The sequence below is a fragment of the Haladaptatus sp. HS23 genome, from assembly GCF_056892285.1.
Genome location: NZ_JBXGLH010000001.1, coordinates 704301 through 729595 on the forward strand (window position 1 = coordinate 704301; position 25295 = coordinate 729595).

General features: G+C 63.7%; 27 protein-coding genes. 10 read left to right on the forward strand and 17 right to left on the reverse strand.

The features are described 5' to 3' along the window. Positions 1-309: 309 nt before the first annotated feature. The 3 genes from rio1 to eif1A form a co-directional block, all read right to left on the reverse strand. A complete protein-coding gene (rio1, locus tag AC1XDK_RS03865; protein ID WP_483348447.1) occupies positions 310-1176 on the reverse strand; it encodes a serine/threonine-protein kinase Rio1 in 867 nt (288 codons plus the stop codon). A gap of 46 nt (positions 1177-1222) precedes the next feature. Further along, positions 1223-1882, reverse strand: coding sequence for a nitroreductase family protein (locus AC1XDK_RS03870; protein WP_483348448.1), 660 nt, complete (start codon positions 1880-1882; stop codon positions 1223-1225). A gap of 139 nt (positions 1883-2021) precedes the next feature. Further along, positions 2022-2306, reverse strand: coding sequence for a translation initiation factor eIF-1A (gene eif1A, locus AC1XDK_RS03875; protein ID WP_483348449.1), 285 nt, complete (start codon positions 2304-2306; stop codon positions 2022-2024). A gap of 61 nt (positions 2307-2367) precedes the next feature. Here eif1A and AC1XDK_RS03880 point away from each other — a divergent pair, with 61 nt between their 5' ends. Then, positions 2368-2784, forward strand: coding sequence for a GNAT family N-acetyltransferase (locus AC1XDK_RS03880; RefSeq protein WP_483348450.1), 417 nt, complete (start codon positions 2368-2370; stop codon positions 2782-2784). 53 nt (positions 2785-2837) lie between these two features. After that, on the forward strand, positions 2838-3041 hold the full coding sequence (locus AC1XDK_RS03885; protein WP_483348451.1) for a DUF7470 family protein: 204 nt from the start codon (positions 2838-2840) through the stop codon (positions 3039-3041). Positions 3042-3104: 63 nt separating this feature from the next. Here the strand turns inward: AC1XDK_RS03885 and AC1XDK_RS03890 are convergent, their stop codons facing one another. Further along, a complete protein-coding gene (locus AC1XDK_RS03890) occupies positions 3105-4082 on the reverse strand; it encodes a tyrosine--tRNA ligase (RefSeq protein ID WP_483348452.1) in 978 nt (325 codons plus the stop codon). Positions 4083-4182: 100 nt separating this feature from the next. Here AC1XDK_RS03890 and AC1XDK_RS03895 point away from each other — a divergent pair, with 100 nt between their 5' ends. Continuing rightward, positions 4183-4383 (forward strand): hypothetical protein, encoded by a 201-nt coding sequence (locus AC1XDK_RS03895; RefSeq protein ID WP_483348453.1) that lies wholly within the window; start codon positions 4183-4185, stop codon positions 4381-4383. Between the two features lie 20 nt (positions 4384-4403). On the opposite strand, the gene AC1XDK_RS03900 is transcribed toward AC1XDK_RS03895, so the two are convergent. Together AC1XDK_RS03900 and AC1XDK_RS03905 are read right to left on the reverse strand one after the other, a co-directional pair. Beyond that, on the reverse strand, positions 4404-6407 hold the full coding sequence (locus AC1XDK_RS03900) for a DUF460 domain-containing protein (RefSeq protein ID WP_483348454.1): 2004 nt from the start codon (positions 6405-6407) through the stop codon (positions 4404-4406). Positions 6408-6511: 104 nt separating this feature from the next. Continuing rightward, positions 6512-6721, reverse strand: a complete 210-nt coding sequence (locus AC1XDK_RS03905; RefSeq protein ID WP_395283415.1) for a hypothetical protein — start codon at positions 6719-6721, stop codon at positions 6512-6514. Positions 6722-6944: 223 nt separating this feature from the next. Between AC1XDK_RS03905 and AC1XDK_RS03910 the strand changes: the two genes are divergently transcribed. From AC1XDK_RS03910 to AC1XDK_RS03920, 3 genes are read left to right on the forward strand one after another with little or no spacing between them, the layout of a single operon-like run. After that, entirely contained in the window at positions 6945-8267 is a 1323-nt protein-coding gene (locus tag AC1XDK_RS03910; protein WP_483348455.1) for an O-acetylhomoserine aminocarboxypropyltransferase/cysteine synthase family protein, read from the forward strand. Next, entirely contained in the window at positions 8264-9475 is a 1212-nt protein-coding gene (gene metX, locus AC1XDK_RS03915; RefSeq protein WP_483348456.1) for a homoserine O-acetyltransferase MetX, read from the forward strand. The genes AC1XDK_RS03910 and metX overlap by 4 nt, the downstream gene beginning before the upstream one ends. A 53-nt stretch (positions 9476-9528) precedes the next feature. Further along, positions 9529-10416 carry a S1C family serine protease gene (locus AC1XDK_RS03920; RefSeq protein ID WP_483348457.1) on the forward strand — a complete coding sequence of 296 codons (888 nt, stop codon included), beginning with the start codon at positions 9529-9531 and terminating at the stop codon, positions 10414-10416. Here the strand turns inward: AC1XDK_RS03920 and AC1XDK_RS03925 are convergent. After that, the gene (locus tag AC1XDK_RS03925; RefSeq protein ID WP_483348458.1) at positions 10332-10754 is read right to left on the reverse strand and encodes an Hsp20/alpha crystallin family protein; all 423 of its coding nucleotides are present in this window, start codon (positions 10752-10754) and stop codon (positions 10332-10334) included. The two genes, AC1XDK_RS03920 and AC1XDK_RS03925, sit on opposite strands and share 85 nt — an antisense overlap. Before the next feature lie 118 nt (positions 10755-10872). Further along, positions 10873-11508, reverse strand: a complete 636-nt coding sequence (gene serB / locus AC1XDK_RS03930; protein ID WP_483348459.1) for a phosphoserine phosphatase SerB — start codon at positions 11506-11508, stop codon at positions 10873-10875. 104 nt (positions 11509-11612) lie between these two features. Here serB and AC1XDK_RS03935 point away from each other — a divergent pair, with 104 nt between their 5' ends. The 4 genes from AC1XDK_RS03935 to AC1XDK_RS03950 all read left to right on the forward strand — a co-directional run bounded on the left by AC1XDK_RS03935 (position 11613) and on the right by AC1XDK_RS03950 (position 16176). Further along, positions 11613-12587: a prohibitin family protein gene (locus AC1XDK_RS03935; RefSeq protein ID WP_483348460.1), complete on the forward strand. Its 975-nt coding sequence runs from the start codon at positions 11613-11615 to the stop codon at positions 12585-12587. Then, positions 12587-13060 carry a DUF8108 domain-containing protein gene (locus AC1XDK_RS03940; protein WP_483348461.1) on the forward strand — a complete coding sequence of 158 codons (474 nt, stop codon included), beginning with the start codon at positions 12587-12589 and terminating at the stop codon, positions 13058-13060. The genes AC1XDK_RS03935 and AC1XDK_RS03940 overlap by 1 nt, the downstream gene beginning before the upstream one ends. Before the next feature lie 125 nt (positions 13061-13185). Next, positions 13186-14769, forward strand: coding sequence for a phosphoglycerate dehydrogenase (gene serA / locus AC1XDK_RS03945; protein WP_483348462.1), 1584 nt, complete (start codon positions 13186-13188; stop codon positions 14767-14769). 138 nt (positions 14770-14907) lie between these two features. Next, a complete protein-coding gene (locus AC1XDK_RS03950; RefSeq protein WP_483348463.1) occupies positions 14908-16176 on the forward strand; it encodes an MFS transporter in 1269 nt (422 codons plus the stop codon). A gap of 14 nt (positions 16177-16190) precedes the next feature. On the opposite strand, the gene thrC is transcribed toward AC1XDK_RS03950, so the two are convergent. From thrC to lysX, 9 genes are all read right to left on the reverse strand, one after another. Then, positions 16191-17444, reverse strand: a complete 1254-nt coding sequence (thrC, locus tag AC1XDK_RS03955; RefSeq protein ID WP_483348464.1) for a threonine synthase — start codon at positions 17442-17444, stop codon at positions 16191-16193. Positions 17445-17735: 291 nt separating this feature from the next. Continuing rightward, positions 17736-17978, reverse strand: a complete 243-nt coding sequence (locus AC1XDK_RS03960) for a hypothetical protein (RefSeq protein WP_483348465.1) — start codon at positions 17976-17978, stop codon at positions 17736-17738. A 219-nt stretch (positions 17979-18197) separates the two neighbouring features. Further along, on the reverse strand, positions 18198-19181 hold the full coding sequence (locus tag AC1XDK_RS03965; RefSeq protein ID WP_483348466.1) for a CapA family protein: 984 nt from the start codon (positions 19179-19181) through the stop codon (positions 18198-18200). Positions 19182-19324: 143 nt separating this feature from the next. Continuing rightward, positions 19325-20218, reverse strand: a complete 894-nt coding sequence (argF, locus tag AC1XDK_RS03970; RefSeq protein WP_483348467.1) for an ornithine carbamoyltransferase — start codon at positions 20216-20218, stop codon at positions 19325-19327. Beyond that, the gene (locus tag AC1XDK_RS03975) at positions 20215-21282 is read right to left on the reverse strand and encodes a [LysW]-lysine hydrolase (protein WP_483348468.1); all 1068 of its coding nucleotides are present in this window, start codon (positions 21280-21282) and stop codon (positions 20215-20217) included. Before AC1XDK_RS03975 ends, argF begins: the two co-directional genes overlap by 4 nt. Then, positions 21279-22412: an aspartate aminotransferase family protein gene (locus AC1XDK_RS03980; RefSeq protein ID WP_483348469.1), complete on the reverse strand. Its 1134-nt coding sequence runs from the start codon at positions 22410-22412 to the stop codon at positions 21279-21281. Before AC1XDK_RS03980 ends, AC1XDK_RS03975 begins: the two co-directional genes overlap by 4 nt. Beyond that, positions 22409-23350 (reverse strand): acetylglutamate/acetylaminoadipate kinase, encoded by a 942-nt coding sequence (locus AC1XDK_RS03985; RefSeq protein ID WP_483348470.1) that lies wholly within the window; start codon positions 23348-23350, stop codon positions 22409-22411. Before AC1XDK_RS03985 ends, AC1XDK_RS03980 begins: the two co-directional genes overlap by 4 nt. Then, positions 23347-24429: an N-acetyl-gamma-glutamyl-phosphate reductase gene (gene argC, locus AC1XDK_RS03990; protein ID WP_483348471.1), complete on the reverse strand. Its 1083-nt coding sequence runs from the start codon at positions 24427-24429 to the stop codon at positions 23347-23349. Before argC ends, AC1XDK_RS03985 begins: the two co-directional genes overlap by 4 nt. Beyond that, entirely contained in the window at positions 24429-25289 is an 861-nt protein-coding gene (gene lysX / locus AC1XDK_RS03995; RefSeq protein ID WP_483348472.1) for a lysine biosynthesis protein LysX, read from the reverse strand. The genes argC and lysX overlap by 1 nt, the downstream gene beginning before the upstream one ends. Positions 25290-25295 lie beyond the last annotated feature (6 nt).

Here is a 25295-nt window from a genome sequence, read left to right on the forward strand (position 1 = left end):
CGTTTAAGCCCTTCCCTACCACCTTTTGCTGTCGTTCGAAAGAGCTTCGCTCTTTCGTGATGACGAAAATCTCCGATTTTCGAACCACGGTCAGGGACAAGAACCAGCGCCGCGCGACGCTGGTTCTGGCCTACTTCCCTGGCAAAATCTGGACCAAAAGCCTTCTCACCTCCGTACAGGGGTTCGTCGGCCCGGAAATCGGAGATTTTCCGGTGAAAGGACGAAGACAATGGTAGTTGTCGCACGCCGTTTCGGGTGTTCGTATCACGCGCTACAGTCAACGCATCGCTACGATATTTCGGCGGAAAATCACAGTTTCGACTCGGCGTTCTCCCGAATCCACGTTTCGAGTTCGTCGCCGTGGATGTCGATTCCTTCCCGCCGGAAGAACGAGGCGACGTTCTCACAGTCCCGCGTCAGGAACTCGCCGCTGTTCGGGTGGTGGAACGTGACGGCCTGACCGACGTCGATGATACAGAGTTCGCCGTTGCTGACGAGGATGTTGTACTCCGAGAGGTCGCCGTGGACGAGGCCCGCATCGAACAGTCGGCGCATGTATTCCCGAACGACTTCGAAGGCAGTCTGGGGGTTTTCGAGTCTCGCGTCCGCGAGCGTGGGCGCGCGACGACCGTCGTTCCCCATGAACTCCATCACCAGCACGTTTCGCTGGACCGCAAGGGGTTCCGGGACGCGAACGCCTGCCTTTCGTGCGCGTTTGAGGTTGGCGGACTCCTTTCTAACCCACGCGAGGACGATCCGTTTTTTGTCCCCACCGAGCTCTTCGAATCGGGGGTCGCCGACGAGATACTCACGCATGTCGCGGAAGTTGCTGGCGCTGATACGATAGATTTTGACCGCGACCTCCTCGTGTTCGTCGTCGCCGCCCAGTGCGCTGTAGACGGTCGCTTCCTTGCCCGACGAAATCGGCCCGCCGAACGCCTCAACGTAGCCGTCCTGAACGAGTTTGTACAGTGCAGCCAACGTCGCGTCATCGAAGACGGACTGCTCGACTTTGAACTGGTCAGAGTCCTTGATCCGTTCTCTGAACTGGTTGAACTCACGGTCACGCCGCCGTGCGATGCGGTCCGCTTCGGTGTCGGAGACGTCTATCTCCTCCCACTCGTCGCCGGGGGCGTCCGCGTTGTCCGGGTCGAGCAATCCGTACTCCTCGTTCATCTACTTCCGACTATGTGGAGGAACCGTAAAAGGGTGGCCCGTTCGGTCAGTAGGATTCGCGGTGCAGGATTTCGTCGACGGACCGACGCGGCAGTCGGTCCGGTTCCTCGCCGCCGCTCGGTCCAACCGCGAGCAGCATCACGGGAATCTCGTCGTCGGGCAGGCCGAGGAACTCCGCGATTCCTTCCTGGTCGAATCCGATCATCGGCGTCGCTGTCAGGCCGCGTGCGTGCGCGGAGAGCATGAGGTTCTCCGCGGCGAGGCTGGCGTTCCGAATCGCGTAATCCCGACCCATTCCGTCGTCCTCGTACATCTCGGCCGTCTGTGCCTTCGTCTGCTGGGCGGTTTCCTCGTCCATGCGGCCCGCGTCGACCCAATCCTCGAACACGCGGTTCGCCGTCTTGGCGTTCGTGTGGCCGACGACGAGGATGGCCGTCCCCGCATCGCGGATGTGTTCTTGGCCGTAGGCGAGTTCGACGACTTCGTCCAGTCGTTCCTCGTCCTGCACGGCGACGAACTCCCACGGTTGGAGGTTGTACGAGGAGGGCGCGATTGCCGCGTCCTCGATGAGTGCTTCGAGCGTCTCGTCGGAGATGTCCTCCTCCGGGTCGAAGTTGTGGCCCGAGCGCCGGGTTTGCAGTCCTTCAATGAGTTCGGGAAACTCCGCGTCGTGTGCGACGTCTTCGGCAGCGAGTTGTTTGGACATACACGTCACAAGGAAGCGAGTATTTAACCGAAGCACGGAAACGGCCGTGATTTCCGATTGGAGTGTGGTAGCAGTCACCGCTGAAAATGGCCGTCGCAGTCGCTACCGGGGTATGAATTCGACAAAAGTCCGTCCCTACTCAGTTGATGTGTCCTTCGCGTCGGAGTTGGTCCGCCTGTTGCTTCTCGTAGCGCCACGTGATGTCCGCCTTCTCGTCCTGCCAATCCCACGGTTCGACGAGGACGATGTCGTCCTCACGAATCCAGACGCGTTTTTGCATCTTTCCGGGGATTCGAGCGGTTCGTTCCTTGCCATCGGCACAGCGCACTTTCACCCGGTTGGCACCGAGCATGTTCGTGACTGTGGCGAATACCTCGTCGTCGTCCGGCATTCGGAGGTTGTTCCGTCCACTGCTGTCACTCATGTTTCACCCCCACGTTCGTGTGGTACACCTTTAAATCCGCCGTCCGTCGTTCGGGTCGGGAATGACGACTTTGACCGTCGAGGAGGTGGCAACGGACGAGGAGTGGCGAACCGCGATTCCCGTCCTCCAACAGTTGTGGACGGACGCCGACTTCGCCGAGATTCGCGCGTGGCGGGAGGAACCGAGATATCGGCTGTTCGGCGCGTACGAGGACGAGTTGGTCGGCGTCGCAGGCGTCTCCATACAGCGCGTTTTGCACCACGTCCGGCACGCGTGGATACACGACTTCGTCATCGCCGAGGGACACAGAGGGGAAGGACACGGGTCCACCCTTCTCGAGTGGATACAGGGGTGGGCGGGCGAACGAGGCTGTGAGTACGTCGCGCTGGCGGCCAAACTCGAAAACGAGTCCGCTCGGCGATTTTACGAGGAAAACGACGTCGAACGGTGGGGGTACGTCATGGAGACGAAGCTGTAACGCTCGTCTCGCCAACTGTCGGTTTTAAGGCGGTGGCAGACGCAATCCGGCCTATGTTCGACAAACTCGGTGCGAAAGGTATCGTGGGTCTGCTCGCGCTCGTCGCCGGAATCGCCGTTATCGCCGTTCAGAGCCTCATCATCGCGGCCGGAATCGGCCTCGTCGTCGTCGGATTCGTCCTGACCGCGTGGGGACTCGTCTCCGGCCTGCTGGCCAACTTCGGGATGGGTGGAATGATGGGCGGCGGATTCGAATAATCGGTGGGAAATAACGTTCGAGCCGAAACGGCAGTCGGAAAACGAAACGGAGAGGAAAGTCGGTTATTCTGCTTCTCGAAGCTTCTCGCGGCCGGGTTCGATGAGTTCGTCCAAGTATGACGCCAGCGCTCCCTTGGCGTCCGCCGGGTGGAGTTCGCCGCTCTCCAAGTCGTCTTCGAGCGACTCGTAGTCGTCGTATTCGAGGTTGCCGCCGTACTTGTCGGGACGTTCGACGACGACGTTCTCGAAGCGCGGGAAGACGTGATACTCGAATATTTGGAGAACCGGATTTTCGAGGTCCCCGTCGGGGTCGCGGGTCGGCGGGCAGAACGCGCCGTTGACCTTCTCCTCGATGTCCTCGGTCGAATCCTCCATGGAGATGGTGACGCCCTTGCTGGAGGACATCTTCCCCTCGCCGGAGGAGAGTTCCGCGATGAGCGGCGTGTGGAGGCAGGTCGGCGACTCGTAGCCGATGCTCGGGAGCGTGTCGCGGGCGAGCATGTGGACCTTGCGCTGTTCCATCCCGCCGATGGCGAGGTCCAAATCGAGGTACTCGATGTCGAGCGACTGCATGAGGGGGTAGACCGCCTGCGAGACCTTCGTGGAGTCGCCGCTCTGAATTTCGGACATCGCCCTGCTCGCGCGGTTGAGCGTCGTCTCCAGTTCGAGCGAGTGGAGGTCGAGGACGTAGTCGTCGTCCATCTGGAACTCGGAGCCGAACCGGAACTCCGTGTTCTCCTCGTCCAACCCGTAGGCGATGAACTGCTCCTTCATCCGCTCGGCCGTCCCCCGAATCTCCTCGAACGACCCCTTGTCGTTCAGGTAGGCGTGGACGTCGGCGAGGAGGATGACGACTTCGAAGCCCGCGTCCTGCAAGTCGATGAGCTTGTTCGCGGTGAGCATGTGCCCGATGTGGAGGACGCCGGAGGGTTCGTAGCCAACGTAGGCGCGCTTGCCCTCGGGGTTCTCCGCGAGTTCGCGCACTTCCTCTTCGGTCACCAACTCCTCGGCGTTCCGTGAGATCAACTCGTAGGCATCCATGCCCGGAAAAAGATGATTCACTGGCTTTAGGGTTGCGTCATCGCGTTACCGAGAATCGTACGTCCCAACAGCCAAGTCGTCCGGGGCGAAATGCGGAGGTATGAACGGAACACGGATCGGCCTCTGGTTGGCCGTCGTCGGTGGACTCGCGCTGTATCCCGCCATTCGCCTGCAGGAGGGCGTCGGGACCACGCTCCCCGAATACGTCTTCCTCTACGCGGCCGTGCTGGCCGTCGGGTTCGGAGCCGCCATCTGGGGGTTGAGCGTCCTTCGGACGCTGACGACGGACTGGACGACGTGAAAAACAGGGCGAACAAGAGCTTAGTTGCCGAACGAAGACGACGACCCGCGGCCGTCCGCCCGCCGTTCGGCCCTGTGTTCGCTGATGAGTTGGTCGAGTTGCTCGGCCGTCTCCTCTTTCTGTCGCTCCTCGGCGCGGTCGTGCCAGTCGTCGATGACGGCTTCCACCTCGGATTCGCGCGCCACGGCGAGTTCGTCTATCTCCTGAATCGACACCTCGTCCGCGGGACCGACCGGGACGTCGCGGTCGAACAACACCTCGTCCGCAACGTCCGAAATTCCGCCCGCCTTGAGGACGACCCGCGGGCCGATATCGGCCAATCGCTCGGCGGTCGAACGACCCGCGCCACTCGCATCGCGGAGATAAACCACGTCGCCCTCGGCGAGTCCGTAGCTCTCGTGGGCGGCGTCGATGGCGTCGTTGGTGAACTTCGCGACCGGTTTGACGGCGGCGAGTCCCGCCTGCTTCTCCGAGACGTCGCTGAAGTTCGAGTGGTCGAGTTTCCACAGTTTCTTGAGACGGGCGAGTTTGCCCTCCAACTCCTCGATTTTGTCGTTGCGGTCGTCGAGTTCGTCCTCTAATCGGTTGTTCTCGCGCAGGAGCCGCGAAATGTCCCGGCGCTCGCGGGCGTTCTGGCGCTCCTCTCGTCGCGTGTCCGACAGTTCGGTTTCCAACTCCTCGATTCGCTCGTCCCTCTCCTCGACCGTCCCGTTCAACTCCGTCGTGTGCGACTGCAACCGTTCGACCTGCGATTCGAGTTGCTTGATTCGCTTCTCCTCGGCCGAGAGTTCGCGGACCGTATGTTCGGATTCCTCCTCTTCGGGTTCCGGGTCGTCCGAGAGGTCCCGGAGGACGCTCTCGACGCTCTCGTCGTTCGCCACGACGCGGGCGGTGACTTCCCCTCTGCTCATTCCCGGCGGCACCTTTCGGGCGATTCGCTCGAACTGGTCCTCGTGGCTGTCGAAGGCGAAGAACGCCGCGGCCATCGCGTCGCGTTGGTGGTCGTTGTCGTACCCGTCCTCCCGCGTCCGGTGTTGCTTTTCGTCCACCGGCAGGTCGCGCTCGGGCGTCCACCCGGCGGCGTCGAAACTCCGGCGGAACTTCTCCACGGTCTCCGGCATCGGCGTCACGTCCGCCGCGACGATGACGGGCCGTCCGCGCTCGATTATCCATTCGATGACGTCGGCGGTGTCGGCGGTTCGCGTACTCAACACGTCGAGGAGGGTACCGTCCAAATCGGTCATCGCGACGGCCGTCGTGGTGCCGGGGTCGATGCCGACGATGACGTGGTCGCGGCGCTTCGCGAGGGGTTCGAACTCGATACCGTCGCGGCGGAGTCGTTCGACTTCGACCCGAGTGTCACCGGAGCGGCGGGACGAAACGGGAATGTCGCTCGGGCGGGCCTCCACGTCGAACGTCGCGTTGGAGTAGCCGCCGTACTTCTCCGTCACCTCGCGCTCGTAGTCGAGTCCGGCGCTCCGCAGTTCGGATTCGACCTTCCGGGAGAGTTCTTTCACCGAGCCGTGAATCCGGCGGGTGTAGCGGTCGGCGCTCCACCCGCCTTTTCCGGTCGAACGCCCCCGAGAGACTTTGACACGCGTCGTATCGGTAAAGGCGGACACTTCCTGTCCGACGTTCATCGCGGCGAGGCGGGCCGCGGCCTCCGCTTCGCGCATCGGTTTCTTACCGTAGGGAACGCCGTGGCGCGATGCGACCCGCGAGAGGGGTTCGGGTCGTTCGGCGCCCGTCACCTGTACGAGACGGGTTTCGTCCGGCAGGCTTCCGAGGAAGTTGACGAGGGCGTTCTTGTCGGCGGCGAGTTCGTACATGTTGTCCGTCGCGACGAACGTCGGTTCGTCGCGTTCGATGAGCCGCCGAAGCTTGCGGTAAGAGACGACATCGCGGTCCATCTCCTCGCCGTCGTAGACGACCAGTGCGTAAGAGGGAGAATCGCCCCGAACGTCCCCGCTTTGGATATCGACACCGAAAACGAGGGTGTCAAGGGCACTCGTGCGCTCGCTCACGGGTCGTGGTACGGACCCTCGAAATATAAATCCGGCGCGGGTGGTAGCGTGTCCCGTGGTGGAACTCCCTCGACACAAGATAGACGTTCCCCACCCCGTTCGCGTCACTCCAGTTCCGCGACGCCGACGTAGACGAGAACGGAGTAAACGAACAGGCAGACGAGGAGCGCGAACGAGAGGAACATCGTTGGAGCGGAGAGATAGCGCGCGGTCCGGTAAGAGAGTACGAGGCGGCCGAACCCGAGGAGGACGAAACTGACGACGGTGAGGCCGAACGCGCCGAGTCCGAGGAGCGTGAACGTGCGCTTTCGCATCGATTGTGGCGAGTTACTCCGCGACTATAGCGGTGTCGTTCGCGGGTTCGAGGACGTAGCTGTGTTCGATGTCCGCGTCGTAAAACGGCGCTACGGGCTGTATTCGTCGGAGTTGCGTTCTCCCGTCCTATCAGGGGACAGGCCTATGTCACGGACACTCACGATCAGCAAACGTTGCCGTAACTACTGGTTATAAAATTCTGCGTGAATATGCGTATTACACATGAGCAACGACGGGTCCCGATTCGATACTCGAAGCGTTCACGCGGGACAGGAGCCGGACCCCGCGACGGGAGCGGTCGCTCCGCCGCTCTATCAGACCACGTCCTACGCGTTCGAGGACGCGGACCACGCCGCCGACCTGTACGCGTTGGAAGCCGACGGCCACATCTACTCCCGCTTGAGCAACCCGACGGTCGAGATGTTGGAGGAGCGCATCGCCTCGCTCGAAGGCGGAACCGGTGCGGTCGCCACCGCCAGCGGCATGGCCGCGCTGGACGCCCTCACGCTCGTCCTCGCCGAAACGGGCGACAACGTCGTTCTCTCCACCGACACCTACGGCGGCACGACGGCCTACTTCGCCCACACCGCGTCCCGTCGAGGTATCGATGCCCGCCTCGTGGACACGCTGGACTACGACGCTTACGGGGACGAAATCGACGAGGACACGGCGTTCGTCCACGTCGAAACCGTCGGCAACCCGTCGCTCGTCACGCCCGACTTCGAGCGCGTCGCCGACATCGCACACGACCACGGCGTCCCGCTCGTCGTGGACAACACGTTCGCCACGCCCGCGCTCTGTCGGCCGCTCGAACACGGCGCGGACGCCGTCTGGGAGTCAACGACGAAGTGGCTCCACGGAAGCGGGACGACGGTCGGCGGCGTCCTCGTCGATGGCGGCGATTTCGACTGGAGCGACTACCCCGAAATCGGCGGCGAGAACCCGGCGTACCACGGTGTGAACTTCTCCCGAGACTTTTCGGACGCGCCGCTGGCCGCCGCCGCGAGGCTTCGGTCGGTTCGAAGCCTCGGCAACCAACAGTCCCCGTTCGACGCGTGGCAGACCCTCCAAGGAATCGAGACGCTGCCGCTTCGGATGGACCGACACTGCGAGAACGCCGCCATCGTGGCGGAGTATCTCGCGGACCACGAGGAAGTGGCGTGGGTCGCCTATCCCGGCCTCGACGAGCACCGAACGCACGACAACGCGAGTCGGTATTTGGACGGGGGGTACAGCGGCATGATAGCCTTCGGCCTCGGGGAATACGAGGCGAGCAAGACGTTCTGCGAGGCGGTGGACCTCGCCTCCTTCCTCGCCAACATCGGGGACGCGAAGACGCTCGTCATCCACCCGGCGAGCACGACCCACGCCCAACTCTCGCCCGACGAACAGCGGGCGGCGGGCGTCACGCGCGACCTGATTCGCCTGTCGGTGGGCATCGAGAACCCCGCGGACATCCTGTCGGATCTCGATAGGGCCATCGAGACGGCGACGAATCGGACGGAAACGGACGAATCTACACGAACCGAGGACCCGACACGATGACCGATACGAGCGACACGAACGACGCGCGCCGGACACACGACTCGTCGACGGCAGATTCGGCCGACTCGTTCGACTCCTCGCTGTCGCTCGGGGCGTTCGAGTTCGAGTGCGGAGAGGAGATTCCGGAGTTGCACGTCGCCTACGAAACCTACGGCGAGTTCACCGGCGACAACGCGATCCTCGTCTGTCACGCGCTGACCGGAAGCCACCACGTGACGGGGGCCGCCGACGGACAGGGCGAAGGCTGGTGGGACCAAATCGTCGGCCCCGGTAAAGCCATCGACACGCACGAACAGTTCATCGTGGCCGCGAACGTTCCGGGGTCGTGCTACGGCACCACCGGTCCGGCCAGCACGAACCCCGAGACGGGCGAACCGTACGGCTCCGACTTCCCCGCCGTCACCGTCGGTGACTGGACTTGCGTCCAGAAACGACTCCTCGACGAACTCGGCATCGACGGATTGCGGGCCGTCGTCGGCGGGAGCGTCGGGGGCATGAACACCCTCGAATGGGCGAAGCGATACCCCGAGATGGTCGAGCGCGTGGTTCCGGTTGCCACCGCGGCCCGTCTGGACCCGCAACTCGTCGCCCTCTCCGCCGTCGCACGTCGGGCAATCACCTCCGACCCCGCGTGGCAGGGCGGGGACTACTATCCCGACCACCCGGACACGGGGTTGGCCCTCGCCCGGCAACTCGGTCACATCACGTACCTCTCGAAGGACTCGATGGACGAGAAGTTCGGTAGGGACTTCGCCGACGGGTCGCCGGGGTCGTTCCCGTCGAACGACGGCATCCCCGGGTTCGGTGCCGACTCCTACCGCGACGTCGAGAGCTATCTCGATTATCAGGCGGAGAAGTTCGTTCGGCGGTTCGACGCGAACAGCTATCTCCGTCTCACGCACGCCATGGAGAACTACGACCTCGCCGCCGGATGCGACTCGGACGCGGACGCGCTCGCTGACTTCGATGGAGAGGCGCTCCTCATATCGATTTCCGGCGACTGGCACTTCACGGTCGAACAGTCCGATTACCTCATGGAAACGTTCCAAGCGGCGGGCGTCGAAGCGACACATCGCTCGCTCCACAGCGACCACGGCCACGACGCATTTCTCACCGAACCCGAACTGGTCGGCCCGCCGATTCGACGGTTCCTCTCCTCCGATTCGAGCGACTTCGCGCCGGTTCACGCCAGCCTGTTCGCCCAATAACCGTCCTCTTCGGCCGTGTCACTAATTAGCGTCCACACCGTCCAGAGTGCGAGATGGGAACTCGACCGCTTCTGCCGTCTCGAACGCTCACCGTCGCCATCGTCACCGTCGTCGCAATCCTGCTCGTCACCGCGAGTTGGGGGTTCGTCCCGGTGAACGGAATCGTTCGGGCAGAGAGCGCACGGGGGACAGGAGAATTACAGCAGGAACGACGGGCACCGAACGTGCAAGGGGCAGGACAGCAAGCGTGTGATTTCTCGACGCTCTACGACCGAAGCATCGACTCCGTCGTCTCCGTCGGCGTCGAAACGCGACGTGGTGCAGGCGAAGGGTCCGGGTTCGTCTACGAGCTGTCGAACGGCGTCGGCTACGTGGTCACGAACCAGCACGTCGTCGCGGGGGCGACCCGACTCCGCGTCCAGTTCAATCGCGGTCAGTGGCGGAACGCGGACGTGGTCGGCACCGCGCCCCGACGCGACCTCGCGGTCCTCCGCATTCGAAACGTCCCATCTTACGTCGATTCGCTCCCGGTCGCCGAGCGCCGAGCGGAACCCGGACAGTCCGTCGCCGCCCTCGGCAGTCCCCTCGGCCTCCAAGGGACCATCACGCAGGGCGTCGTCAGCGGGGTCAATCGGACGCTTCCATCGCGCCACGGGGCGGCCATTTCCGGTGTCGTCCAGACCGACGCGGCCATCAATCCGGGCAACAGCGGCGGACCGCTCGTGAACTGTGATGGCCGCGTCGTCGGCGTCAACACCGCCGGAATCGTCGGCGGCGAAAACCTCGGCTTCGCGATTTCGGCGGCGATGCTTCGCGAAACAGTGCCGCCGCTAGTCCGTGATGCGCGCCGAAAAAATCAGTCGGAAATCTCGATGCGGTCGCCGTCGTCGGTTTCCTCCTCGACGATGGGGAGTCTGACTTCGAGGACGCCGTTGCGGTAGGTCGCCTCGATACCGTCTTTCTCGACCGACTTGGGCATCGTCACGCGTTCCGAGAGTTCGCGGGCGCGAGTGAAGTCCTCGCCCGTCACCTCGTGCTTCGCGACGATGGTGAGCGTGTCGTCCGTGAGCGAGAGTTCTATCTCCTCCTTCTCGAATCCGGGGAGATCGGCCACGAGGACGAACCCACCGTCGTGTTCTTTCAAGTCCACGTGCGTTCCGCCGTCGTGTACGCGCGTCCCGCTTCGGGGTTCCCCGCGGAAGTCGCTCGTGCCCCACATTCGGGCGCGCATCTGTTCGAACATTCGGTCCATGTCCTCAAAGGGAGTGTATCGTTCCATGACAATCACCGAATGTATTAGACGACGTGTGAGATATTAAAGGTATCGAGACACAGGATATCACGTGTTTCAGCTCGTCTAACGCCGAAATTCTGATTTTCTGTCGAGGATACGTCGTTCAAATCGCGTTCTTTCGTCCCAGCACGTCGTGGAGTTCGTTCATGTGCGAGACGATGGTGTCACAGGCGGGTGCGACGGCGGGTTTCGGTTCGAATCCGACGGCCAATCCCGCGACTTCGAGCATCGGAAGGTCGTTCGCGCCGTCGCCGATTGCCACGGTGTTCACCATGTCCACGCCCAGTTCCTCCGCGAGCGCTTCGAGCGCGTCGTCCTTCGTCCCCTCGATGAGCGGTCCCTCCACTTCACCCGTCAGTTTCGTACCGTCGTCCAGCAACCGGTTGGCGACGATGGTGTCCACCGAGACGCCCTCGCGTTCGAGCGCGTCTTGGACGCCCCACTCGAATCCGCCGGTGAGGATGGCGACGTGGGTTCCCTTCTCCTCCAGTTCGCCGAGGATTTCGGCGGCACCGGGGCGGAGCGTCACCTCCGAGAACGCGTCTGCGGCCTTTTTGACCGGCAACCCTTCGAGGAGGGCCGCCCGTTCGCGGAGACTCTCCGCGTAACTGAGTTCGTCGTTCATCGCTCGGGCGGTGATGTCCGCCATCTCGTCGGCCGCACCGACCTGCTTCCCGAGGAGGACGGTCATTTCCGAATCCGAAAGCGTTCCGTCGAAATCGAACGCGACTAACGTCATTCGAGTCGTGCTTCACAACCCAGCGGTATAAAGTTCGATGCACGTCATCGGCGACAAACACCAAGAGCTATAACATATCTGTCGAGATATGCGAACGTACCTGAATGAGTTCCGATAGCGACATTCCGATAGACCCCGACGGTTCCTCGGGACCGAACGTCCCGGATATCGACCTCCGAAGTATCTTCAGCAACACGCTCCTCATCGCCCTCGTCATCGTTCTCATCGCCGCCCCAGTGGTTGGATTCCTCTCGTGGACGCCCACTGAAGAGGGGAACGTGCAGGTCGTGAAAAAGTGGGGTGCCGCGACGGGAACGGTGTTCGAACCGGGTGCCCACTTCATCAACCCGGTTTCACAAGACACCGTGTCACTCTCCACGCGTCCCCAGTCCTACACCATGTCCAGCCAACAGGGCGAAGGGAGCAAGTCCGATACCGACGACTCCATCACCGTCCTGACGGAGGACGGACTACGCGTGGACATCGACATCACCGTTCGGTATCGCGTGGACGCGGGACAGGCAGTGAAGTTCTACAAGAACTACCGGACGCTCGAATCCGCGGAGCAGCGACTCATCCGTCCGAGCATTCGGTCCGTACTCCGCACCGAGGCGGGTGCGCTCCCAGTGACCGAAATCTACACCGGAAAAGGCCAAACGAAACTGAAGCAAGCCGCCCAGAGCGCCCTGAAGAAGGATTTCGCCCGCGACGCCCTCATCCTCGAAGCGGTCCAGATTCGGAAGGTCAACCTGCCGAAACAGTACGAACAGGCGGTCGAGCAGAAGGAGATAACGAAACAGCGCCGCCAGCAGAAGGAGAACGAACTCGAAGTCGAGAAACTCGAAGCCGACCGGAGGAAGATCGAGGCGAACGGGGAGGCGGAAGCGAACCGCATCCTGAGCGAATCGCTCGACCAGAAGGTCCTCACACAGCAGTACATCGACAAACTCGACGATACCGATACGGTCTACATTCCGGTCGGCAGTGACGGCTATCCGCAGTTCGTGCGGAACATCGGCGGACCGAACGACGATTCGTCGTCAGGGTCGTCCACCAATTCGACGAACGCCTCGACCTAATGGCCAACGACGCCACGACCCGATTGACGAAGTTGGTCCTCGCCGCGGCCGGGTTCGCCGTGCTCGCGATTCTCCTCGGCGTCGTCGTCCGGTCGTTGGTGAGTTGGAAGGCCGCGCTCCTGCTGTGCGTCGTCCTCGTCCCGGCGGCGCTTCTGTCCTACCGACTCAGTCGGGCGGAACGCGCCTACGACCGGGGACGGTACGGCGTCGGTCGCCGCGTCGTGACGGAGCGAATCACGCTCGATGACGTGAAGTGTGATGTCTGTGGCATTCGCGACGGAAACGGTACTCGGCGGCGGTTCGTGAAGGAACTCGTCGTCGATGGCGTCCCGGTCGCGCTGGTCGAAAGCGGACACAACGACTACTGTCGGTCGTGTTTCGCGGCCGAGTCGGAGGGAGACGATAGGAGGAGCGGAACGGAACGGGAGAAAACGGAGCGACCGACGACCGGCCGACGCGAGCGGAACGAGTAGCGCCACTGACCGGTGATTTTCCCCCACCTGACAATATATTTTCAAAAATGAAAATAAGAAAACATATTGGCAATCTTCGCTGTGAGAGAAAGGGTTAACGGGTGTGGGGTGTATTCTCTCCAGCAATGAAGGTTCTCGTCACGGACCCAATCGCGGACGCGGGTCTCGACCGACTTCGCGAAAGCGGTTACGAGGTAGAGACGGCCTACGACGTAGAAGGCGACGCACTATTGAACGCTGTTTCTGACGTAAACGGACTCATCGTCCGCTCCGGGACGGACGTCAACCGCGACGTGTTCGAGGCCGCATCCGACCTAGTCATCGTCGGGCGCGCGGGTATCGGCGTGGACAACATCGATATCGACGCCGCGACGGAACACGGCGTCATGGTGGCGAACGCGCCGGAGGGCAACGTCCGCGCCGCCGCCGAACACACGGTGGCGATGGCGTTCGCCGCCGCGCGCTCGATTCCACAAGCACACGTGCGGATGAAAGGCGGCGAGTGGGCGAAAGGCGACTACCTCGGAACGGAACTGAACGGCAAGACGCTCGGCATCGTCGGCCTCGGCCGGGTCGGGCAGGAAGTCGCCAAGAAACTCGACAGCCTCGGCATGAACCTCGTCGCGTACGACCCGTACATCAGCGAGGACCTCGCCAAACAACTCGGCGCGGAACTGGTCGAACTGGACGACTGTCTCGACCGTGCCGATTTCCTGACCGTACACACGCCGCTTACCCCCGAAACGGAGGGGCTCATCAGCACGGAGGAACTCGCACAGGTCGAAGGCGGCTATCTCATCAACTGCGCCCGAGGCGGCGTCGTGGACGAGGACGCGCTCGCCGAAGCAGTGGAGGACGGCATCCTCGCAGGTGCAGCACTGGACGTGTTCGCCCAGGAACCGCTCCCCGAAAACAGCCCACTGCTCGACGTGGACGACGTCATCCTCACGCCTCACCTCGGCGCGAGTACGGAAGCCGCACAGGAGAACGTGGCCACGAGTACCGCGGACCAGGTGGTCGCCGCGCTCCGCGAGGAACCGGTCATCAACGCGCTCAACGCGCCGTCCGTCGAGGAGAGCGCGTTCCCCCGCGTCCGTCCGTACATCGAACTCGCCGAGACGGCGGGCAAAATCGCCACGCAACTACTCGACGAGCGCATCGAGCGCATCGAGGTGAACTACGAGGGCGACATCGCCGAGGAGGACGTGGACCTCGTCACCGCCAGTGCCCAGAAAGGCGTCTTCCAACCGCTCGAATGGCAGGTTAACGCCGTCAACGCGCCGCAGATAGCCGAGGAACGCGGCGTCGAAGTGACCGAGAGCAAAACCCGGCAGGCCGCCGACTTCCAGAGCCTCATCTCCGTCACGGTCGAAAGCGACGACGAGGAGATCACGGTCGAGGGAACCCTCTTCGCCGACGACGACCCGCGAATCGTCCGCATCGACGGCTACCGCGTCGACGCCATTCCGCACGGCCACATGCTCGCGGCCCGTAATCAGGACAAACCCGGCGTCATCGGATACGTCGGCACCGTTCTCGGCGAACACGACGTCAACATCGCGGGCATGTTCAACGCCCGCGAGAACAACGGCGGCGAGGCGCTGTCGGTGTACAATCTCGACAGCGAACTCAGCCCTGCGGCGAAGGAGGCGCTCGAAGCGGACGAGCGCATCATCGAAGTTCGGAGCATCGAACTGAACGGAAACTGAAAAACCGAACTCGCTGCGGCGAACTTTTTATACGGAGACGAAGCCAGCAGTGGATATGATGACCAAGCGAACGCCCCCTTGACCGCTTGCTCTGCCGCGAAAGACGGACTCAAGTAGCCGCCGTCCGACGTTCGAGACGTGTCGGACGACCAAGGAACCGCGGGCACGGTACGGGAAACGACGCCGAAACGGTACCGAAACGAAGAGGACCGTTCGGAGCGCCTGTTCTCGGGATACTCGGGGCGACTCCTTCTGACGGTTTCTCTCGGCTGGACCGCGATTCAGGCGGGGCGGCTCGTGCTCTCGCCGATGCTCCCGACCGTCATGGACCGGCTCCGTATCACGGAGGTTCAGGCGGGATTCGCGCTCACGCTACTTTGGGGCCTGTACGCGCTCGGGCAGTATCCGAGCGGTCGTCTCTCGGACAGTCTCACGCGCAAAACGCTACTCGCCGCCGGACTCACTCCGCTCGTCGTCGGGTTCGCCACCCTCGCCAGCGCGCCGACCTACACGGTATTTCTCCTCGGCGCGGCGCTGGTCGGGAGCGGCGCGGGTCTGTATCCGACCCCCGCCCGTGCGCTCATTTCGGACCTGTTCGTCGCCAAGCGTGGCAAGGCGTTCGGGCTACACACGTCGTCGGGGGACACCGGCGGTGCGGTGGCGGCCGCGCTCGCCGTCGCGGTGCTCGCGGTGGCGATGTGGCGGGCGGCGTTCGCGCCAGTTATCGCCGTGCTCGCCGTCGTGTTCGTCCTGCTCCACCGGTGGAGCCGCGAAGCCTATACGCCCCCGTCCGTCTCCCGAACGGCGGTCGTTGCGGCGTGTCGCGATGTCGTGACGACCGCCCGCAGGCTCGGCGACCGGAAGACGACGGCGATACTGGTCGCCTACTCCCTGTTCGCGTTCGTCTGGCAGTCGTCCGCCGGGTTCCTCCCGACGTTCCTCCAGGAATCGAAGGGGTTCTCGGCCGGACTCGCAGGTGCCGGGTTCGCCGCCATGTTCGTCGTCGGTGCGCTCGTGAAACCGATTTCGGGGTCGCTCGGCGACCGGATATCGCGTCCCATCGTCGCCGCCGGGTCGCTCATCGTAGCGACGGCCGCCCTCGCGGGACTCCTCGCGGCGAGCAGGACGCCCGTCGTCGCGTCGTGCGTCGTGATTTTCGCGGTCGGACTGATGGCCTACCCGCCCGTCATGCAGGCGTATCTGATGGACGTATTTCCGGACGGGAGCATGGGCGGCGACCTCGGCGCGACGCGAACCGTCTACATCGGACTCGGCAGCCTCGGCCCGACGTACGTCGGGTACGTCGCCGGACGCTCGGGATACGAAACGGCGTTCGCCGGACTGCTCGCGTGTCTGCTCGTCAGTGCAACTATCGTGTTCTTGCTGGCACGGGTGGGACGAGAATAGCGAGTCCCGAAATCCTATAGCACGTCGAGGACATCGTCCGTGTCCGCCGGAACCGGTTCCGGTTCGACGCCCGCCGCGGCCGCGGCGTCGGGGTCTTTGAGGAGGTGGCCCGTCGTCAGGCAGATGACGTTCTCGTCCGCCGATATTTCGTCCGATTCGCGGAGTTTTCGGAGGCCAGCGATGCTCGCAGCGCTCGCGGGTTCGACGCCGACGCCGTCCCGTGCGAGCGCACGCTGTGCGTCGGTTATCTCCTCGTCGGTGACGGAAATCGCGGTGCCGCCAGTCTCCCGAATCGCAGGGAGCGCCTTCGGGGAGTTGACGGGATTGCCGATACGGATGGCGGTCGCGATGGTCTCCACTTCGTCCCAGCGGCGCACCTCGTCGGCGTCGTTTTCGACGGCTTCGACCATCGGGGCCGCACCCTCGGCCTGCACGCCGGTGAGGACGGGAACCTCCTCGGGCGTGAGTTCGCCGGCGGCGACGAGTTCACGGAACGCCTTGAACAGGGCGCTGGTGTTTCCGGCGTTGCCGACGGGAAGGACGATTCGGTCCGGAAGTTCTCCCGTCTGGTCGCGGAACTGCTCTATCATTTCCAGCCCGATGGTTTTCTGACCCTCCAATCGGAAGGGGTTGAGCGAGTTGAGGAGATAGGCTTCACCGCGGTTGGCGAGGTCCGAAACGATGTCGAGACAGTCGTCGAAGTTGCCGTCCACTTCGAGAATTCGTGCGCCGTGGAGGCTGGCCTGTGCGACCTTTCCGGCCGCGACTTTTCCGGCCGGAAGGAGGACGAGGACCTCGGTTCCGGCCCGTGCGCCGTAGCAGGCGAGCGCCGCGCTGGTGTTTCCGGTACTCGCACACGCGAGGCGGGAGACGCCGAGTTTCTCGGCGACTTTGACGCCTAACGTCATCCCTCGGTCTTTGAAACTCCCGGTCGGGTTCATCCCCTCGTGTTTGACGCGGAGCGCGTCGACTCCGACCTCCTCCTCGATGGTGGACACCTCGTAGAGCGGGGTGTTGCCCTCCTCGATGCTCACTCCGGATTCGACGGGCAGGGCGTCGGCGTAGCGCCAGACTCCGCTCCCCTCGAAATCGTCGAACGTCGGGTGGTCGGCGTAGCGAACTTCGAGCAGGCCGTCGCAGTCGGGACAGCGGTAGCGAATCTCGTCGAATGGTGCACCCGTCCACTCGCAGTCGATGCAGGCCAGCCACACGCCGTCATCAGCGCTGTCAGGGACCGGTGCCGTCGGATTCGAGAGCGTCAGGTTCATTGAGCGGGTGGATGGGTTCCGAGGTGAAAAAGGCGCGGACGGTGGCAACGCTGGCAGTGGTGGTCATCGGTACCGCTCTGCGGTCGAAAATTGCGATGGGATATATTCTTCAGTGGGCTTGGTCACGACTGCATAGAAGTTCGTAGAGATATGGTCAGTCTTTGACAGCAACTACCCGGACACAGAATCGGATTCACGACAGGAGGACGATTACCAGTCGTTTCCCGCTCGAACTGAAAGGAGATAACGTTCGAGAGCCGTACGAAACGGTTCGACGGTCCGTGGGAAGCGTTACTCCCCTTCCACTTTCCGAACCAGTCGAGAACTCTGGACCACGCCGTACTCGTCGTCAGCGAACTGAATGAGTGCGCTGTCGCTGTAGTTGGTGCCCGAGTCCACGGGGTCATCGCTCGGCAGCGAGAGTGCGAACTGGCCGATTTCGACGATAGTCCCTTCCTCGGTTTCGTCATCAACCGCGCTCCGTCCCCGGATTTCTACTCGGTCACCGCGTTCGTATTCGTCCGTATTCGGCATAGTAAATCCATGATCTGAGAATGAATAGTTCTATGGGTCGATTACTGATATAATCGCCGCCGACCGGGTACGACCCCCTTCGATGGTCGGGTTGAGTGGCCTCATTTCCACTTGGCCGTGCTCATCACTCGACTGTTCGATTTCGAGCCACGTCGGTATCCAAATCTTCGACCGGCCTTCCCGAGGTTCGCCAGCGACGTCGGTTGAGAAGGGACAACGTTACAACGAAAGCGTGAGGTCGTCGTCTTCGCGCTGGAACTCGGTGCCGAAGGCCGACGCGAGCGCGTCCATCCGCTGGACGCTCCACGTTCCAGCGTAGTGTTCCGCCTCGTGGACCGCGAGGTCGTATATTTCCGTCGGGTGGAGTCGAAGTTCGGAGAGTTCGCCGTCAGCGACGCCAACGTCGAAGAGAAAGCTCCGGTCGTTGTGGTGTTCCGAATCGGTCGCGTAATCGTCCACGAAATCCCCTGTATCGTAGAGGACGAGGGTTTCGTCCACGACTTCGACGCCTTGAAAGAGGTGTGCACTGTGGCCGTGTATGATGTCTACGCCTTCCTCCGACAGCCAATTAGCGAACTCCCTGAACTCGACGGTGGGTTCGGTTCGCATGTTCGGTCCCCAGTGAAGCGACGCTACGAGGATGTCCGGGTTAGTCTCTCGAGCGCGTGCGAGCGACTTGCCGACGAGGCGCACCGCTTGCGGATGGGTCACGTCGAAGTTCACGTACGAGGTCCCGGTTTTGTCGGATTTCGCCGCGAACTCCGGCGTGTTGTCGGTGAACGAGACGAACGCGATGTCGAGGCCGTCCACGGTGACGAACGCCGGAGCGGTGGCCGCTTCCAAATCGGCACCGGCACCAGAATGGGCGATTCCGGCGTCGTCGAGGTACCGAATCGTGTCGGAGAGCGCGTCGGGACCGTAGTCGAGGACGTGGTTGTTCGCCAGATTCACCCAATCGACGCCGACCGATTCGAGCGCCGGAATCGCCCAGTCCGGGTCGGCCCGGAAGTGAAACGGACGATACGTGTCCGTCCACGGCGTCCCGCCCGCAGAGAGGCAACATTCGAGATTGATGAATAGGCCATCGAGCGCGCGGAGGGAGTCTTCCACGTTCCCCCAAATTCCGGCGACGCTCCGCTCCTGCTGCCGTTCGTTTATCAATCGTCCGAGCATCACGTCCCCCGCAAAACCGAGTCGAGTCATACTGTTTCCCCCAGTGTACTTCGCATGACACGGGCAAAAGGCTACCCGCTCATCGGGCAGCGGTCGTCCTGTCCGCGGTCGTTTCGGAGTCACCCACGGCGACGTGCTATGCGAGGGAGTTCGTCAGCGCCGGACGGCGCTGGCTACGGTTTTTTGGCGAGGAAGGCGAGGAGCGCCTTCTGTGCGTGAAGCCGGTTTTCGGCTTGGTCCCACGACAGCGAGCGGTCGCTTTCGAGGACGGCCCCGGTTATCTCCTCGCCGCGGTGGGCGGGCAGACAGTGCATGACCGGCATCGAGTCGGGAAGCAGGTCCTCGTTCAGTTGGAAGCCGTCGAACGCTGCCAGTTTCGACTCGCGTTCGTCCTCTTCGCCCATGCTGACCCAAACGTCCGTGTAAACCACGTCCGCGTCCGCGACCGCCGCGTCCGGGTCGTTCGTCACCGTGGGCTTCGGACCGCGGTCGGCCGCCGTCGAAACGGCGGCGGGAGACGGTTCGTACCCCTCCGGAGTCGCAATCGTCAGGTCGAGACCGACCGTCGACGCCGCGATGGCGAAGGAGTTGACGACGTTGTTGCCGTCGCCGACCCACGCGACCGAGAGGTCCTCGAACCCGCCGAAGTGCTCCTGAATCGTCTGCAAGTCGGCGAGGGCTTGGCACGGATGGGCGATGTCCGAAAGCCCGTTGATTATCGGAATCGTCGCGTGTTCGGCCATCTCGACTAAACTCTCGTGTTCGAACACGCGACCCATCACGGCGTCCACGTAGCGCGAAAGCACACGTCCCGTATCCGAGACGGGTTCGCCCCTGTTGAGTTGCGTGTCGTTCGGCCCGAGGAAGATGGCGTGACCGCCGAGGTCCGTCATCCCCGTCTCGAACGAGATTCTGGTACGCGTGCTCGGTTTCTCGAACAACATGGCGAGCGTCCGGCCTGAGAGCGCGGGCGGCGACCCGCTTTCCTTGTACTCCGCCGCGAGCGCCAGCACCTCCGCCACCTCGTCCGGGGACAGGTCGTCCACGTCGAGGAAGTGACGCGTCATGCGTCCACCTCCAGTTTCTCGCAGACGGTAGTTAACACCGAAATCGACCTGTCGAACTCGGCCAGTTCGATGTGTTCTTCGGGCGTGTGGTCGAGCGAGGAGTCGCCCGGTCCGTACGTGACGACCGGACAGTCCCACGCATCGGCGTAGATGTTCGCGTCGCTCGTCCCCGTCTTCCGGAGCAGGGAGGGGTCGCCACCCGCCTCGCGGATGGCGACGCGGAACGCACGACCCAGTTCCGTCCGCGGACTGGAAAGCGTCGGCGGAATCGGGGTGTTCCACGACACCGTTCCGGCGTCGAGTTCGGCTTCGGCGACCGACCGAATCTCCTCCGCCGTCATGCCCGACGGGATGCGAAACTGGATTTCGACCGTCGCTTCCGTGGCGAAACCGTCCGAGGTCAGACCGCCGTCGAACTCGACGGGTTTCACCGTCACCGACGTCGCCGTCGAAGTTTGGTCGGCGTCGGACTCCGCCGAGTCGAACGCCGATTCGACGCGCGTCACCCACTCCGTCGCGTACTGGATGGCGTTCGGTTCCGGACGCGAGGTGTGTACGGACTCCACCCTCACGGAGTAGTTTCCGGTCAGATAGCCGCGATAGCCGAGCGTCAGGGCGTCCCAGCCGCTGGGTTCGCCGTTGACGACGAATTCGGGGTCCTCCACGTCGGAAACGAGGTGGTGTGCGCCGCGCGAGTTCGTCTCCTCGCCGACGACGCCGACGAAGCTCGCGCCGGTCTTCACCGCCGCGACCGCCATCGCGGCGAGCGGTCCTTTGGCGTCCACGCTTCCGCGACCGTGGAGGATTCCGTCTTCCAGTTCGACGGGAACCTCTCCGGGCACGGTGTCGATGTGCGAAGTCAGGAGAATTCCGTTTCCTGGCGAACGGACGTTGCCGACATCGTCTATCCGGACGTCGCGTCCGTTCGCTTCGAGGAAGGCGGCGAGTCGCTCGGCGCAGTCCGCTTCCTCGCCCGAAACCGAGGGCGTTTCGACCAGTTCGACCAGCAAATCGTGTGCGTCGGCCTGTGATACTGAAATAGAGTCCATCATCGCTCCCGTCATTCGTTTCCTCCCAGCACGTCTTCGAGCGCCGTGACGACGCTGTCGATGTGGTCGATGTCGACCGTCAGCGGCGGCAAAAGGCGCAGAACGCTCCGTCCCGCCGGAAGCGTCAAAATCCCGTGCGACAGCGCCAGTTCCTTGAGCAGGCGGTTCGCGCCGCGTTTCACCTCGATACCGACCAACAGGCCGTTCCCGCGGACCTCGCGGACCGGCAAGTCGGCCGCTTCGAGTTCGGACCGGAGGTAGTCGCCCATCTCGGCGGCGTGTTCCGGCAAGTTCTCCTCCACGAGCACCGAGAGCGTCGCTTCCGCCGCCGCGCTGACGACCGGACTGCCGCTGAAAGTCGAACCGTGTGACCCCGCGGACTCGGCTATCCAGTCGGCACAGAGCGTCGCGCCGATGGGGAGGCCGCTCGCCAACCCCTTCGCCGTCGTGAGCACGTCGGGGGTGACGCCGGCGTGTTCGCAGGCCCAGAAGGAACCCGTCCGGCCGAGTCCGGTCTGCACCTCGTCGAATATCAGGGCAGTCTCCGTGTCGTCGGTCACCTCGCGGGCGGTCCGAAGGTAGGACTTCGTGGCCGGGTTGACGCCGCCCTCGCCCTGTACGGGTTCGAGGATGACGGCCGCCGTGTCGTCGTCCACTACGTCGGCCAACTCCTCCTCGTCGCCGTAGGTGACGAACTCCACGTCGTCCACGAGAGGTTCGAACGGCGCGCGGAACTTCTTCTTCCACGTCACCGACAGCGACCCCATGGTCCGACCGTGGAAGCCGCGTTTCGCGGCGACGAGTTTGGACTTCCCGGTCGCGCTCCGGGCGAACTTCAGCGCCGCCTCGTTCGCCTCCGTGCCCGAGTTGTTGAGCCAGACGTTTTCGAGGCCCTCGGGGGCGACGGCGGCTAATTTCGCGTAGAGGTCGTCGCGGGCGTCGGTGGGATACGACGCGTGGACGAACAGCAGTTCCGCGGCCTGTTCTTGGACGGCAGAAACCACGTCCGGGTGGCAGTGGCCGACCGGCGCGACCGCATAACTCGCGCCGAAGTCGAGGTACTCGGTTCCGTCCTCCGAGTAGAGGTACGGCCCCTCGCCGCTCGCGATGCGAATCGGCTTCTCGTTGTAGACGAAGCCGCTCATGGCGACACCCCCAGCGAAGCGGGTGTAAAGCGCGTTCCGTGCCCCTTCCGCGCCGCCGTAATCGGGTCGTGATTGTTCGCGTCCGCGACGACGACCGATTCCGCGCCGCCTTCGAGGGCTTCCGTCGCGGCCATGACCTTCTTCGTCATGAACCCCTCGGCGGCCGATTTCGCGGTTTCCATCTCCGCCGGACTGCCCACCTGTTCGATGAGCGTCGTCTCGTCGTCGGGGTCTTCGAGGAGGCCGGGAACGTCCGTCAGTACGACGAGTTCGCCGCCGAGCGCGCCGGCGATCGCCGCCGCCGCACGGTCGGCGTCCGCGTTGACCGGCGTTCCGTCGTCGGCCAGCATGGGAACCGTCACGACGGGCGTGTAGCCTCCGTCGAGAAGCGTTTCGAGGAGGTCGGCGTTCACGTCCTCGATTTTCCCGGAGTGGTCGCCGCGGCGTATCTTCTTCTTCCCGTTCTCGACCACCCTGACGGCCGACTTGCGCGGCCCGGTCAGGAGCGCGCCGTCGACGCCCGAGAGTCCGATGGCGCGGACGCCTTCGTTCTGCAGGTTCGCCGTCAACTCGGTGTTGAGTTTGCCGGGCATCACCATCTCGAAGACCTCCATCGCTTTCTCGTCGGTGAACCGACCCATGACCCCGCTGGTCGATTCGACGTACTCGGGTTCCTCGCCGAGCGCGTGGAGCGTGTCGTCCACCGCCGTCGAACCGCCGTGGACGACCACGACGTCCTGTCCGTTGGCGGTGAGGTGCGCAACGTCCGCCAGCGCGCCGTCCGGGTCGACCGCCCGTGCGCCACCGATTTTGACGACGACCGGTGCGGGTTCGTCCTCGACGATTCCGCCGTCCGCTCGGAGGCCGTCGTCGTTGTCGTTGTCTATCAGTTGGTCGTGTGCGGCCAGCAACTCGTCGCGGCTGTATTCGTCTGTCATGGGCTTCCCACGGGATGCAGTCCCTCGAATTCCAATCCGGCCGTTTCCTCGAATTCCAGCGCGACGTTGGCGGCGTGGACTGCCTGCCCCGCCGACCCCTTCATCAGGTTGTCGATGGCGCTGAAGACGACGATGCGTTCGTTGCTCGGGTCGAGTTCGAACCCGACCTCGGCGTAGTTCGTCCCGGCGACGACCTTGGGTTCCGGATAGCGATAGACGCCGCCTCCACCGGCGACGAGGCGGACGAACGGTTCGTCCTCGTAGGCTCCCCGGTAGGTCTTCCAGAGGTCGCCTTTCGAGACGGGCGCGTCCGGAAACACGTGACACGTCGCGGCCGCTCCGCGAACCATGTCCACCGCGTGGGCGGTGAACGACACGCTGGTCCCCAGAATTCCCTCGATTTCGGCCTCGTGGCGGTGGCCCGTCGGCGCGTAGGGGCGAACGATGCCCGAGCGCTCGACGTGGCTGCTCGCCTTGCTCGGCGACGCACCGCCCTCCGACGAACCGACCTTCACGTCCACGACGACCTGCTCGTCGCCGGAGAGAATTCCGGCGTCGAACAGCGGCGAGAGACCGAGGAGCGTCGCGGTGGCGTTACAGCCGCCAGCGGCGATGAGGTCCGCGCCGGGCAGTTCCTCGCGGGTGAGTTCCGGTAGAGCGTAGACGGCGTCGTCCAGATACTCCGGACAACTGTGGCCGTCGTACCACTCGTCGTACTCGGCTTCCGTGTCGAGGCGGAAGTCCGCGCTCAAATCGACCACGGTGTCGGCGGCCTCGCGGAACGAGTCGATATGGTCCATCGAGACGCCGTGGGGCGTCGCCGCGAACAGCACGTCGACCGATTCGAGGTCGGATGGCTCCGAAAAGCGCAGGTCAAGTCCGCGCAGGTTCGGGTGAACCGACCCGAGCGTCTTGTTCGCGTACTCCCTGCTCGTCGCCTGTGCCACCTCGAAGTTCGGGTGGCCCGCGAGCAGGCGGAGCAGTTCCCCGCCGGTGAACCCGCTGGCTCCGATGACGGTCGCGGAGAGCGTTTCGCCGCCCGCGTTCTCCGTCCCCTCTGCGTCGGTCGCTGCGGCCATCAGGCGACCACCTCGGCGGGAACCTTCGTTTCCAGCCAATCGACGACCGCAGCGGGTACGTCCTTCTCCACCGCGTCGTTCAGCGCTTTGAACTCGACGGTGTGGTTGACCTCGTGGACCGTATAGCCCGATTCCGTCTCCATCAGATCGACGCCGAGGAGACCGCCGCCGACCGCGTCGCTCGCCTTCTTCACCAGCGATTTCGCGTCGGCGTCGAGTTCGAACTCGTCCGTCTCCGCGCCCTTCGCTGCGTTCGTGAGCCAGTGGTCCGAGTGGCGGACCATCGCGGCGACCGGTTTCCCGTCCAGCGCGAGAACGCGGATGTCGCGTTCCGGCTTGTCCACAAACTCCTGTACGTAGAAGACCTTGTGCTCGTAGTGGCCGAGCGTCGCCTTGTGTTCGAGGATGGCTTCCGCCGCGGTGCGCGAGTCGATTTTCGCCATGAGGCGGCCCCACGACCCGACGACGGGTTTGAGGACGCAGGGGTAGCCGAACTCCTCGATGGCTTCCAGCGCGCTGTCGGTCGTGAACGCGACCTTCGTCTCGGGCGTGGGGACGCCAGCGCCCGCGAGCGCGAGGCTGTTTTTCGCCTTGTCGGCGCACACCTCGGCCGTCTCGTGACTGTTGACGACGGAAATCCCGTACGCCTCGCAGAATTTCGTGGCGTAGAGGCTCCGACTCGTCGCCAGACAGCGGTCGACGACGAGGTCGAGTCCCTCGAAGGCCTCAGGTGGCTCGGTCAGGTCGAACGTCACCTTGCGGACGTCGATTTTCGTCACTTCGTGCCCGCGGTCACGCAGTTCGGCGAGCAGGAGCTTCTCGTCGAGGCGGATACGGGAGTAGAGGATTCCGATATTCATGCGAGC